The organism is Chitinophaga horti, from assembly GCF_022867795.2.
GTDB lineage: Bacteria > Bacteroidota > Bacteroidia > Chitinophagales > Chitinophagaceae > Chitinophaga > Chitinophaga horti.
Genome location: NZ_CP107006.1, coordinates 869,790 through 882,109, shown reverse-complemented (window position 1 = coordinate 882,109; position 12,320 = coordinate 869,790). Strand labels below are relative to the sequence as shown.

The window sequence follows — 12,320 nt, the reverse complement described above, 5'->3', positions numbered from 1 at the left end:
TGCAAAGGGGCCTTTGCTTTTCATCCGCTCATGTAAGGCTTATTGCGGCTAATGCAAATAAAACCTATCTTGCCGCGCACCAGCGGAACCCACGTCTTCCGCAAGTACTTATCCATCATCTTGAAAACATAGTTATGCGTAAACACATTTTCGCAACCGGCATGAGTTGCCTGTTGCTGGCAGCGGCCATTACCCCCGCATTCAGCCACCCGGCTGCGACCGTGCAATCTACGGAAGCGAAAGACCTGATCGGCCGCTGGGACATCACCGTAGACCAGAACGGCAAAAAAGCACCTTCCTGGCTGGAAGTAAAACTCTCCGGCAGGACCACACTGGTAGGCTACTTCGTAGGCCCATCGGGCAGCGCAAGGCCGGTAGCCAAAGTAAATTTCGACAATGGTAAATTCAGCTTTACGATTCCACCACAATGGGAAAGTGGCGATGAAGATTTTGTAATAGAAGGCGAACTAACCGGCGGCGGCATTGCCGGCACCATTTCCCGCGCAGGTAAAAAAGAAAGTTTTACCGGAGTGAAAGCGCCTTACCTGAAGCGCACTGCGGCACCATCATGGGGTAAAGCGATTGCGCTGTTCAACGGCAAAGACCTTACCGGCTGGAAGCCCAGCGGCGCTACCAATCAGTGGGAAGTACGCAACGGCATACTTACCAGCCCACGTTCCGGCTCAAACCTGGTATCAGAACAAAAATTCACCGACTTCAAACTGCATGTGGAGTTCCGTTATGAGAAGGGCAGCAACAGTGGTGTATATCTTCGCGGACGTCATGAGGTGCAGATCGAAGACAGCCCTGCGGACGCGCATCCGGCGAGTGTATTGTTCAGCGGTGTTTATGGCTTCCTCGCACCAAGTGAAATTGCAGCGAAAGGCCCGGGCGTTTGGCAGACTTACGACATCACCCTGATCGGCCGTATGGTAACAATTGTTGTAAACGGAAAAACGGTGATCAACAACCAGGAAATCCCCGGTATTACAGGCGGCGCGCTGGACAGCAACGAAGGGGAACCAGGCCCGATCTATATCCAGGGCGACCATGGTCCGATAGAGTTTAAGAATATCACGATTACTCCGGCTAAATAAGTAAAGGGGCTGTATCAAAAGTAGTTTGATGGTCGCTGAAAACGCTCCATCATTCACCCGGATAAAAACGGGCGTAACTACTTTTAATACAGCCTTTTTTTTATTCTTTATGCGTTACGTCATCTGCATCATATCCTACCCGCCCCTGGCCTTCTTTAATAAACTGCCCCCCACCGTGACTATCATCGATATTGATAATGCCGATACGAAGATCGCGCAGATCGCTACCCAACCTTGTTCCTGATATCACAACACCGAAAATGGCATAGTGCTCACCGTTTACCGCTTTCACTTTCCCATACACGGTAAAATCGTTACCCTGCCCCGCAATGACGGTCGCCAAACTGGTATCGTACCGGGATACGAAGTTGGAGCCGGTAAAGTTGACGGCAAAATCCTTGTTGCTTTGTGTAGAAAAAATTGCCTGCGCATCGGCGAAACGGCGCCCGTGTTCGTCACCGGGAACATTTCCGGCATCGAGCAGATGTGGGCGAATGAAATAATTCCCCTCGATATTGGGCGGATTAATGCCCCGATTAGCGTGCAAACCCAGCTTACGCAGCGTATCCAGGTAACGCGCGGGAATCACATTCTCAATTTTGCTATCTACAAGTTCCTCAGTTGTAAGCAGCTTAGTGCTTTTTTCGCAGGAACATAGCACGGTTACTAACATGGCCGGTAAAACTGTCCTCATATGGTACTCGGTTACTGAAGGGGATATTGATGAGCTAAAGGTAACAAAAATCAGTCCACAAGGCCCTGGCGATGGCACAATGCTTGTCCCTTACACCCTATGAGTATTGCAAAAGTCACCCACGTAAATCCGGACGAGCTGGTAAAAAATCCTGCATTTACCAATGTTGTAACCGTCGAAGGTTCAGGCAAAACTATTTACCTCGGCGAAATCAACGCCAATAACGCCGATGGCGAAGTAGTAGGCAAAGGAGATATGGCTGTGCAGGCGCAGCAGATCATGAAAAATATACAGTCGGCGCTGTATTCCGTGGGTGCAGACTGGCAGCACGTTATCAAATGGACGGTATACGTGTTGAAGGGCCAGGACCCACGTCCCGGCTTTGAAGCCTTTCAGCAATACTGGGGCAAGCGAACGAATCCGCCTGCAGTAACCATGCTGTTTGTATGCGGCCTGTCCAACCCCGACTACCTGATGGGGATGGAAGCAATGGCCATTGTACCGTAGTATTGTTACAGATTGATCTCGTTCTTTTTGCCGGCCAGCGAAACTGTTTGCCCGTTCCATTTAAACGTGCCGCTGATACCGGCGGGCAGCGTTACCGTTCCTTGCACACCCTTGCCCGCAGTACGTTTCAACTTCACTTCAATGGTACCGGCCCAGTGTGGCATGGTGCACTCTACCCATTCCAGGCTGCCGAGGTGAGGCGCCACCGACACCGATTTAAAGCCCGCTGAAGCCGGTGTAATGCCGCAAACGGTGGCCAGCAGATCATAGTTCGGGCTGGCACTCCAGGCATGACAATCGGAACGGGTGGGTTCCGGGCGTTCGGCGAAAGTCGTAAGCCCCAGGTCGATCATGCCTTTCCAGGGTTTTAACATGCGCACGTACTCATCTCCCAATCCCGCTTTTTTGAACGCCTGCGATAAGTAGAAGCGATAATAGATTGTGCATTGAATAAGTGTGCTATCCTTTTCCACCTTCAGCAACAAGTCGCGCTGGTCTTTTTCGGGAATGACATCCGTGAGTACACCGAGGGCATTTACGTGCTGACTGAACTCCTTTTTTTCCGGCGAATCCGCCAGCATGCCGCGGGATGCGTCCCAGCAAAGTTCGTAGACCGCCTTCTTCATCACATCTGCGCGTTTATCCAGCGAAGCGCCTATTCGTTCATTATCTGTCTGGCGATAGATGGCAGCCGCCTGTTGCAGCGCATAAACGTACTGCAACGTGAGAATGGCAGAACCACCTTCGAGCGTGCCGGCGGGGATGCCACTCGTTTCCTCTTCACCCTTCCATGGCCACTCTGCGGGCCAGTCGACAAAGTTCCAGTAAGGCATTTTACCGAGCAGCTGGTCTTTGCGCACGTGGTTCTCGTGCCAGCCAAGTATACGCTCGATCGACGGGATCATCGACAGCGTAAAGCTGGTATCCTTGCCCAGCTGTGCGTAGTCATTTATCATGGCAATCCAGAATAAGGAAAACGGAGGGATGATCTGCCGCATGTTGGAAGGGTAACGGCTTTGCGTAAGACCATCCGCAATACGCGAATCACGGAACTGACGGATGGCGTTTTTCATCAGGCGATCGTCGCCGGATACGTACATCGATATCAATGCCTGTATGCGGGTATCGCCGATGTATTGCAGCTGCTCGTAGTACGGGCAGTCCATGTACGTTTCATAAGCACACAGCCTGCTGGTACGCCAGCCAATGTCCCAGATTTGCGTGAGCGAAGGATCACTGGAGCGGAAACTCGCCTTCTGCACGAATGGATAAGCCGTAAAATTGCTGCGGACATCTTGTATCGTAAGCGGTTCACCCAGCGTTTCAATCTTCAGTTCCACATAACGGAACGTACGGTAGTAGAGCGGACTAAATAACCGTTTACTCCCGCCATCCGCGATAAATACATCGTACTGGCCTGCGATATGTTTGCCGGTCACCTCGTTGCGGTTGCCTTTTTGATTGGTTTTATCGTCGTATAACGACTCTGCATAGGTGATCGTAATCTTACTATCGCGGCCACCGCTGAACACCAGCTCGGGGAAGGCGGTGGTGAGCACACCCTGGTCGAGCAATATCGTAGCCGTTTTACCCGCAGCGATCTGCAGTGGCTTTTTACCGGAGAGGAACGCGTCGGTGACAGTCAGCCCATCTGCCCGGCGAACTTTAGCGAAGCGCTGCGGCTTCACTTCCGGCAGAGGAATGTTGCGGGGAAACAGCGTGCGTTTATCTCCGGTTACTTTGGCGGATTGCCATTGACGGGCATTGTAGCCGGCCTGCTGCCATCCCCAAGGGTATTGCGCGGCCGTTAACTGCTCAAACGGCCCTACAATATGATTGTCATCTGCAATAGCCGTGTAGGCGTGATCGTTCATCACCTGCCAGGACGTATCTGAGTTAACACCATCACCCTTCAACCACAGGCCTGTTTGTACGGACAGCTGTGCCCATGCGGCGTAAACGCCCTGGTTCCAAACCGTAACAGCCAGTATGTTTTCTCCCTTTTTCAGGTGAGATGCGATGTTCAGGCTATCGTACCGCCAGTTCTGCGGGTCCGAGCGCTGCGGGCCGTAGTTGACGGACACGCCGTTCACGAATAACTGGTAGCGGTTATCCGCCGAAATAAGAATGGGGAAAGCGGTGGGTCGTGCAGTAAGGTTGAATGTTTTACGGAAATGGTAAACGCCATAGTTCTTCATGGCCGTATCAGCCGGGGCAATCCATTTTGCGGTATTTTGCGCGGAAACATGCAGGCATACAGCCAGAACACAGATCAGTAATATCAGTCGCTTGTTCATAAGGGAATTGGGTAGTAGCATAAATACTATCAGTCACACGTGGGCTATCGGGCTTACAAGATAATATTTATTGCGGGGTTTTTCACTTCTTTACCACCCGGCAACCCAGGTTACTGAACGACGCATACACGCTTACCCGGCCAATGTCTACCGAGTTAAAGAAATTACAGGCATGGGCACTGCACCACCAGGAGCCGCCGCGCGCATGGGCAACGTCTGCCTTACCCAGATGCCCTTCGCAAAATTCGAACACATTGCCATACACATCATATAAACCCCAGGGATTGGGCGGAAATGAGCCTACAGGAGCCGTGTACATAAAGCCATCGGAGGTGTCGGACTGCAAATGGTCGCGGCCATGCCAGATGTTAGCATAAGTGCCGATACGTTTCGCGTCCTCTCCCCAAAAGAATGTAGTGCGGGCACCTGCGCGCGAAGCTACCTCCCACTCATCAAACGATGGCAGGCGCACGCCTGCCCATTCGCAATAAGCGTGAATATCGCGGTAACTGATCGTCGTAACGGGGTGATCCATTTTCTGTTCGATGCCACCGTTGCGGATGCCGTTCGGATATCGCCAGGTGGCCGTACTGTCTTCCTTCCAGCGAAATTCCCTGAGGCCGGGCTCAAACACCAGTGCATCGTGGCGGCGTTCGGCGTCTGTCTGGTAGCCGGTTGCCTTTATGAATGCGGCGAACTGCCGGTTCGTTACCTCCGTGACACCAATCTCGTAGGTGCTTAACCGTACCTTACGGGCAGGATTAACGGCATGCCCCTTCTGCCCTACCCAATATTCACCGGCGGGTACCCGCACGAAAGAAGTATCCGGAACAGACAGAATGCACGATATGTACAGCGCCAGGATCATTTTTTTGACCGGTAATAGTCCATCGCACGTTGAATGATCAGGTCTTCGTTTGCCTTGTTGTATTGCAGGTACGCGCTGTACGAGCTATTGGGTCCGTATAGTTTTGCGTACGAAGAGGATGACATAAAGGGCTGGTACTTGCCTTCCAGCATCAGCATAAGCAGTACTGTGAGAATGTCATGGTCTTTACGATCGCGCTGGTAAAACTCCACCAGGAACGGAATCATTTCCACCGCGTTAATTTCGAACAAGGCGAGTTTGTAATTGCGGCCCAGGCGTTTGCTGCGGTTCGCCGATTCTTTAATGAGCGCCATCACCGAATCGCGGTTGCCCTGCAGGAAGTCGCGTTGGCGGTCGCTCCATTCGGCTTCGTTAAATACATCGCCCTGCAGGTAACCGTAAATGTGTTTTTCCTCGCCTTCTTCGGGCAGTACAATATCACAGTTCTGGCTATACGATTCCGCATGGATCATGGTGTAAGTGAACTTCTCTCGGAGGCTGAGTGCGAGGTAAGCTTTTGCGGGAATAGCCTTTCCGCCTTCATTGTCGCCGGCGGCGGCGAGCAGCCCATTTACTTTTTCGAGGCCGTAAGGTGGCACCGACTTTTTAAGGCGGTATTCGTGGTAGGCCTTACTGGCCGCACTGGGTTCTTTATACTCCTGGGCAAGTACGCCGATAGGTAACAATAAGGCAAACAGGGCTGCGTATCTTTTCATAATCCATTTAATTGCCCTGCAAATTATGGATTTTAGGGAACAGATGCGCGGCATGCACCGTATCGTCATGCCGCAAAGCTGTTATTTACCGCTTTCCACGTGTGCTTTAAAATTATCGAGGATAGCCTGCCAGCCTGCCTGCTGCATCTCTACCGGGTTTTGATCCTCTGCATCGAACACTTCTACGACGTGTGTTTTGTCGCCCTGTTGTTCGAAGGTCGTCTTCACTTCCCGGCCATCTGCCATTTTGTAGGCGATCACTTTATGTTCTGCCACGCTGGTATACTCCCCGCCAAAATCAAAACCGAAGCTGCCGTCTTTCGCTTCCATACGGGTGGTGAAGGTACCGCCTTCGCGCAGATCGTTCGTAGCCTGCGGTGCATGCCATTCCGGGGAGGCAAACGCCCATTGCTTAATATGTTCCGGTTCGTTCCAGTACTGCCATACTTTGGCTACAGGCGCATTAATAGTGCTTTCTATCGTTACTTTGGTGCGGGTGTTGTTTTCCATGATGATGTATTTTATGATGCAAACATACGCCGCCTCAATTTAGGAAAAAGGTGGGTAAAACGACAAAAGCTGGGGCCAGGTGCGACAGGCTAAAAACGTCCGGTTTCATGAAGGGTGCGTTGCGGGCGGTGGTCCCGGAATGGGGATAACAGCTGGTGAACTGACGTATTAGCCCGGTCAAAAGGCACATTTGCAACGGAGAAATGGATTAACTTGTAGCAGCAAAATACATACGTATCATGCCAAACATCATACCCTACACACCCGCGCACCGCGAAGACTGCCTCACTGCATTTCATAGTAACCGGCCGAAGTATTTCACCGAAGAAGAGGTGTTATTATTCACTAACTGGCTCGACCAGCACGGCGATGACAACTTTTTTGTGATGGAGCATGAGGGTAAGATCGTTGCCTGCGGCGGCGTTTTCCACGATGCCAAACAGGCGGTGGCCGGCCTCGCGTGGGGAATGGTGCACCAGGACTATCACAAAAAAGGATTTGGTAAGCTGTTCACCCTTTTCCGCATTGACCTGATGCGCCAACTGTTCCCGGATTTCCTGCACCAGATGAATACCACACAACACACCGTGGCGTTTTACGAGAAGATGGGCTTCCATACCGTAAAGATCACGCCCGACGGCTTTGCACCCGGTTATGACCGGTACGATATGGAAGGACGCTGGTCTAACCCAGCAACGCCAGCAGCCCCTCCTGCTCAATGATCATCATACCGTGCCTGTCGGCGGTGATGCCTTCCGCTAAACGATACGTGTAGCGCGGTACAGCGCCTTCCATCACCGTTGGCAGATAGGCGAAACGCGTATTTACTTTCGGCAGTGCTTCGCCTACTTCGATGATATGGGTGGATATGATGTACAGGCAGGAACGGTACGCACTGAATGCCGCAGCCACGGCCAGCGTGGCATCATAGGCATCTTTTACGTTCGTTCCTTTAAACAGTTCATCGAAGATCACGATGAGTTTTGCACCGCCGCTCACCGCCGACGCTACCGTTTTTACACGCTGCACTTCCGCATAAAAGTGACTATAACCCATCTGCAGGTTATCCGGCACGTTGATCGATGTATACAGCCCCTCCCGAACGGAAAACACCATCCGTTCGGCCGCTACGGGGAAGCCCATATGTGCCAGGTAAATGGCAATGCCATACGCTTTCATGAAGGTTGACTTACCTGCCATGTTGGCCCCGGTTAAGAAGAGCAGGTTATTGCCCGCATCGAGGTGCATATCATTCGCCACCGCATCGCGTAACGCCGGGTGACGAAGTCCTTTGATGTCGGCAATATGCTCTTGTACCGGCCGCGCTTCGGCATAACCAAAGGCCCGCTCCCGGGCCACATCACTCACTGCGATATAAACATCTACTTTATGCACGGTAGCGAGCAGCACAGACATTTCCCGGCGCATCTTGCCGCGCAACAGATGGTCGAACCGGATTACATCGGTGACAGTAAGTGTACTGACTTGCTTCAGGTCACGTAAACGGTTGTCCGACAACAGGCGGCTGATCAGTTTAATATCTTCATCATCCTCCTTTACCTGCGCACAGAAGGCCGACAGTTGGGCGAGCAGCGTTACCGTCGCCAGCAAACCATTGTACAACTCCTCGTAACGTTGATCGCGGGTAATGCCCGACAGGGCTTTCTTTCTCCATACAGATGCGGCTACCAGCAGGTAGTTAGCCGGCACTGTCGTATCCAGGTAGGCCTCTGCGCGATCAAAAGCAGCGCGGGTAAACGGCAACTGAATCACCATTTGCTGGTAACGTTTGAACGTAGCACATCGGGCGTTAATGGCAGCCGGATCTGTAAGTGGCTGGCGAAAGAAGCCTTCCAGTAGCCGTTCGCCGCCGGCGGTTTTCACCTTGTTGAAGATGTTGAAAACAGAATTGGACTTAAACTTACCTAACAGGTTCAGGTCTTCGAGCGTTTGCTTGTCTGTATAAAAAGTCATAACCGATTACGTTGCTGCACGGCCAACCCGGATGTGAGCATGTCCAGGATGCCTTCGTTGTGAATAATAACCATCCCGTGGCGATCGCTGGTAATGCCTTTCTCCAGCTTGTACGGGTATACCGGCCGATTCCCCTGCATTTGCGTAGGCAGGTAGATGAACCGGATGTTATGGCACTGTTGCTCCAGCACAGGCCCTGCTTCCACGATATGCGTGGATATGAGGAAGATACTCTCCCGCTTTCCGGCAAAGCCCTTCACGATAGCAATGGTGGCCTCATACGCATCCTTCACATTCGTGCCGCGGAACAGTTCATCAAAAAGAATAAACAAACGTTTGCCCGTAGCCAGCTCAAGTGCCATCTTCTTTACGCGCATCACTTCCGCATAAAAATGACTTGCTCCCTGTCCGAGGTTATCGGGCAGGTTGATGGTAGTGTACATACCATCCAGCACCGTGAACGACATGGCTTCCGCCGCAACAGGAAAGCCCGTATGTGCTACGAACAATGCGATGCTGAGCGTTTTCATAAAGGTGGATTTACCCGCCATGTTAGCGCCTGTCAGGAACAGCACATTGCCATCCGCTGCAATAGTAATATCGTTTGCTACCGCGTTTTTTACCGAGGGATGATATACCCCCCTGATGTTCACTTGTGGCGCGCCGGGAGGCAAAGGTGTGGCAAACGTCAGGCGTCGCTCACGGGCCACGCCGGCGATGGATATGTATACATCCAACCGGCTGATCGCGGTTAACAAGGCGGCAATTTGCCAGCGGCACTGGAAGCGGAACACATGATCTGCCTCTGCTGCCTGCTCATGCGTGAGTTTACGTGCATTGATAAAGGGCTCCAATGCATCCGTAGCCAACACGCCTTTCATCTCGCCCGCCTCTCCGGCATAGGCATGCGATGCGGGTAATACCATTCCCTGCAAAAAAGTTTGAGCAGTACCGAGTATAGACACTACTGCCTGTACCCCACTGTACACCTGTTCTGCATCACCGCTGGCTGCCACGAGCCGGCCAATCTTTTGACTCAGCGACCGGCCGCCATCTAACCGGCTGCGTTCATCATTGTTGGCCAGGTAGTTCGCCGCAGCATCCAGCTGCGTGGCTACGAAAGGGAACGCCAGTGCAGCATCCGCGAAATAGCGAATGATATCGCTGCGACGGGCTATCGCTGCCTGGTCCGACAGCGGATGCCGGAACATTTGTTCCAGCTCCGACGCCCCACCACGTGTTTGTGCACGATTGTACTGATTAAACACGGAGTCACCATTCTTTCTTCCGAATATCCCGAGATCGTCCAGTGTTTGCTGATCGGTTGTAAACAACATGCCTATTTTCTTTTACGCCGTAATAACAAAATGGATCCGATGATCGCCAATATGGCTGGCGCGATCCATACCAACGCTACTCTCAGGATTTTCACCTGGTCGGAAGATATGTTCAGCCGCCTGTCCTTACTCTCCTCCCTGGCAGCATCGATCGGGTACTCGCCGCCACTCAGCCAGCTGAATATTTCCGTGTCAAACTGGAAGTTGATCGTTTGTGGCTGAAACATGCCCGACATGCGATTGCTCAGGAAATCCGCATCGCCGGACACAATGATCCTTTGTTCCTTCCCGTTCACTTTACGCGTCATGGCAAGCATCAGGGGGAACATGCGGCGCTCGTCACCCGCTGCCTCATTGAACTGAATAGCGGCAGAATCAAGTACCAGTTCACCCTTCTTCAACCAGCTGATTTCCGGGTCGTTCGTGAGCAGGGGTTTGATGGAAAAGCCGCTATCGGTCGTGAACTGAAGGCCGGTAACGCCGGGCATTACCACGTTACATTTGTAGCGGTATTTAGAGATGAGCTCTTTCGTCAGCAAGCCAACATTAGCCGTCAGTGGCGCGTATACCATATCCGGTGTTTCCTGGAAACCCGGCTGGGCGATCACACCTTCCATCAGCTGTACACCGAGCGGGCGCAGTAATGGATTTACCACGTCCTGCTTACCGGGTTCACCGGTTACGAGTAAGCTGCCACCCTTGCGGATATAGTCATTCAGTTTTGCACTGGCGGCGGCACTCAGTTGCTGGCGCGGATCTGCCAGTACGAGTACAGCTGCATCATCCGGCACCTCGTCGCGGTCGAGCGAAATCGTATCCACATCAAAACCCTGGTTTACAAATGCAAACCGGAATGCTTTTTCATTCGCCAGTCGTTTGTACTCACGATCACCGCTTTTGAACGGATTACGTTCCAGGTTGCCTGTCACAAACAGTATTTTCGGAAACTTAGCCTGTTGCAGGCGCTTAAACGCGGCAGCAAACTCCGGTTCGCCCGGGAACGGGTTCATATCATCAAACACCCTCAGAAAGGTGCTGCGGCCTTTGTATTGCAGGTGCATCACAAACCGGTTATTCTCGGGCCGCAGGTCGATCATTTTACGTATTTCCGCCGGCGACTGATAGTCGGCCAGTGTGTAGTCGTAACTCTTGGCACGGGCTGCCGCCTGCTCCTGCAGGTTCTGCTGTTTCTCACCCGGTGCAAGTATCATCATTCCTGCATTTTGTGCACTGTCGTAATAACTTACATACTTAAACGAAATGTCTGGCTTATACCTCACGTACGGCTCCCACACCTCCAGCAAGCGGTTACGAAATTCAGGTGTACCGAGTTGATAGAAATTGTCGAGCAGGTTGGCGTATACGGTTACCTCCAGCTTATCGCTGCCCAGGTCCTCGACGATTTGCCTAACCTTGGGCGACAGTGACTCGGTTTTGGTATCGGTAGCATCGAAATAGGCGATCAGGCCCGGGCGCGAACTGATGTAACCGAGTAGTAATCCCGATACGAGTACGCCTGTGTACCAGCCTGCTTTTACCGCAAACGTACGCGATTCCCTGCCCGCTTTCATCCGCAGGATCGTAAAGCACAGGAACACATAGATGATCACCAGGAAGTAAAGTACGTCTTTGGTGGTAATCAGTCCGCGCAGCATGTGTTCTGTACGACCGGTCAGCGAAAGGAAATAAGTAATATCCCGCACAAAATCGTAGCGCTGCCATACATTACCGATGTAACTGAGAATACCGATCATCACGAAGGTACCCACGCCTGCCAGTATCTGGTAGGTAGTAAGGCTCGACATGAACACGCCAATTGCTGCGTAGGTACACAGCAGCAGGTAAATACCCAGCAACGCCGTGAGCATCATGGGGATATCGGGCGACTGTATATTGAAACAGCCAACGATCATCATCAGGGCGATAATGCACAACATGAAAAAGCTGTACACCAGCATCGACACATATTTACCCATCACGATCTGTGTAACGGTAATGGGTGATGAGTACAGCAGTTTGATGGTACCGCTGGAGGTTTCGCGGCTGATGAGGCCCATGGTGAGCAGCGGAATGTAGAGGAACAGGTTTTTAAGTACGGTCGAAAATATGCCGTACTGCACCCCGAATATCCAGGAGGTAAGCAGCTTCATGGATGTCATGGCGGAGCCGCCCAACTCCTGCCGGCGGGCATATCCGTCCAGCACTTCACTGTAGGCCATGCTGCACTGCACTAAAAATACGATCAGCAGAAACCATGCGATCGGCGAGTAGAACAGCTGTTTGATTTCTATTCTGGCTATCTTAAATATCATCTTCATGG

11 protein-coding genes are annotated in these 12,320 nt (G+C 52.1%); 3 read left to right on the top strand and 8 right to left on the bottom strand.

The features are described from left to right. Positions 1 to 134: 134 nt before the first annotated feature. Complete coding sequence (locus MKQ68_RS03725; RefSeq protein WP_264282139.1) at positions 135 to 1,097, top strand: 3-keto-disaccharide hydrolase; 963 nt, start codon at positions 135 to 137, stop codon at positions 1,095 to 1,097. Positions 1,098 to 1,197: 100 nt separating this feature from the next. On the opposite strand, the gene MKQ68_RS03720 is transcribed toward MKQ68_RS03725, so the two are convergent. Then, positions 1,198 to 1,791: a hypothetical protein gene (locus tag MKQ68_RS03720; protein ID WP_264282138.1), complete on the bottom strand. Its 594-nt coding sequence runs from the start codon at positions 1,789 to 1,791 to the stop codon at positions 1,198 to 1,200. A 99-nt stretch (positions 1,792 to 1,890) separates the two neighbouring features. Between MKQ68_RS03720 and MKQ68_RS03715 the strand changes: the two genes are divergently transcribed. Beyond that, positions 1,891 to 2,298: a RidA family protein gene (locus MKQ68_RS03715; RefSeq protein WP_264282137.1), complete on the top strand. Its 408-nt coding sequence runs from the start codon at positions 1,891 to 1,893 to the stop codon at positions 2,296 to 2,298. A gap of 5 nt (positions 2,299 to 2,303) precedes the next feature. Here MKQ68_RS03715 and MKQ68_RS03710 read toward each other — a convergent pair whose 3' ends face one another. The 4 genes from MKQ68_RS03710 to MKQ68_RS03695 form a co-directional block, all read right to left on the bottom strand. Next, positions 2,304 to 4,595 carry a family 78 glycoside hydrolase catalytic domain gene (locus MKQ68_RS03710; protein ID WP_244841655.1) on the bottom strand — a complete coding sequence of 764 codons (2,292 nt, stop codon included), beginning with the start codon at positions 4,593 to 4,595 and terminating at the stop codon, positions 2,304 to 2,306. 82 nt (positions 4,596 to 4,677) lie between these two features. Beyond that, positions 4,678 to 5,463, bottom strand: coding sequence for a formylglycine-generating enzyme family protein (locus MKQ68_RS03705; RefSeq protein ID WP_264282136.1), 786 nt, complete (start codon positions 5,461 to 5,463; stop codon positions 4,678 to 4,680). Continuing rightward, the gene (locus MKQ68_RS03700) at positions 5,460 to 6,179 is read right to left on the bottom strand and encodes a hypothetical protein (protein ID WP_264282135.1); all 720 of its coding nucleotides are present in this window, start codon (positions 6,177 to 6,179) and stop codon (positions 5,460 to 5,462) included. The genes MKQ68_RS03705 and MKQ68_RS03700 overlap by 4 nt, the downstream gene beginning before the upstream one ends. A gap of 81 nt (positions 6,180 to 6,260) precedes the next feature. After that, positions 6,261 to 6,689: an SRPBCC family protein gene (locus tag MKQ68_RS03695; RefSeq protein WP_264282134.1), complete on the bottom strand. Its 429-nt coding sequence runs from the start codon at positions 6,687 to 6,689 to the stop codon at positions 6,261 to 6,263. Between the two features lie 239 nt (positions 6,690 to 6,928). On the opposite strand from MKQ68_RS03695, the gene MKQ68_RS03690 reads away from it, so the two are divergent. Next, on the top strand, positions 6,929 to 7,411 hold the full coding sequence (locus MKQ68_RS03690) for a GNAT family N-acetyltransferase (protein WP_264282133.1): 483 nt from the start codon (positions 6,929 to 6,931) through the stop codon (positions 7,409 to 7,411). Here the strand turns inward: MKQ68_RS03690 and MKQ68_RS03685 are convergent. From MKQ68_RS03685 to MKQ68_RS03675, 3 genes are read right to left on the bottom strand one after another with little or no spacing between them, the layout of a single operon-like run. After that, complete coding sequence (locus MKQ68_RS03685; protein WP_264282132.1) at positions 7,374 to 8,663, bottom strand: MutS-related protein; 1,290 nt, start codon at positions 8,661 to 8,663, stop codon at positions 7,374 to 7,376. The two genes, MKQ68_RS03690 and MKQ68_RS03685, sit on opposite strands and share 38 nt — an antisense overlap. After that, complete coding sequence (locus tag MKQ68_RS03680) at positions 8,660 to 10,000, bottom strand: MutS-related protein (RefSeq protein WP_264282131.1); 1,341 nt, start codon at positions 9,998 to 10,000, stop codon at positions 8,660 to 8,662. Before MKQ68_RS03680 ends, MKQ68_RS03685 begins: the two co-directional genes overlap by 4 nt. A gap of 2 nt (positions 10,001 to 10,002) precedes the next feature. Continuing rightward, positions 10,003 to 12,318 carry a Gldg family protein gene (locus MKQ68_RS03675; RefSeq protein WP_264282130.1) on the bottom strand — a complete coding sequence of 772 codons (2,316 nt, stop codon included), beginning with the start codon at positions 12,316 to 12,318 and terminating at the stop codon, positions 10,003 to 10,005. Positions 12,319 to 12,320 lie beyond the last annotated feature (2 nt).